General features: G+C 42.6%; 1 protein-coding gene. It reads right to left on the bottom strand.

All coding sequences use genetic code 11. The annotated features are described in order from the left end of the window. Window positions 1–492 precede the first annotated feature (492 nt). Window positions 493–758: hypothetical protein (locus tag CNE01S_RS25690; RefSeq protein WP_218009463.1), on the bottom strand; the 266-nt coding region annotated here is incomplete at its 5' end.

Genomic DNA, 758 nt, shown 5'->3' on the forward strand with positions numbered 1-758 from the left:
AAGGCATCCGTTCATTAACGTTCGGGTGCCTTTTTGCTTTTTAACAACCAAAATCAGGAGAATAACAATTGACTACGATATGCCCGAAATGCGGCTCGGACCGAGTAAGTGAACGTCATATTGGTAGGAAAGCAGGAGGTATCGCCGGGAGTCTGGCTGGAGTGCTCACCAGTGCAAGTGCGGGGGCTGCAATTGGTTCTGTTGTACCAGTCGTGGGGACTGCGACGGGAGCTGTTATTGGCGCTTTATTGGGGAGATTTGTTGCCGGTGCTACGGCAGGAGCCGTTACGGGAGCATCGCTTGATGGGATCCTGTTTGACCGGTATAAATGTCACGACTGTGAACACTCATTTGATTGATTATATTACCTTTGTTTTTCCAACTCACCGAAAAACACTTCTCGATTATTTCCATTTATTCACACTACTACGTCTTGTTATTGATCTGTATGGCCGATCGGTTATGTGATTTTTGACAACTATTACCTATCAATTAAATGTAATTGATCGTTTTTATCGATAGGAAAAACAGATCGGTTTTGCTTTTTCGATCGGTATTAACAATTTTACTCCTCTTTACCTTCCTGAAAAGATCACAAAACCTGTCTCTAGCCAAGTTATTGCCTTTGCTGGAAATGAAGGCTGATTGGGTGACTTTTGTATTCAGTTCACTCATTTCACGAACCGTGTTAAAGGGGGAGTAAAATGAACGAAAAGGAATTAATTCTGAAAGCACTGGCAGCGATATCAGTGAAATAT

This window comes from Cedecea neteri NBRC 105707 = ATCC 33855 (assembly GCF_001571265.1).
GTDB classification, from domain to species: Bacteria; Pseudomonadota; Gammaproteobacteria; order Enterobacterales; family Enterobacteriaceae; genus Cedecea; species Cedecea neteri.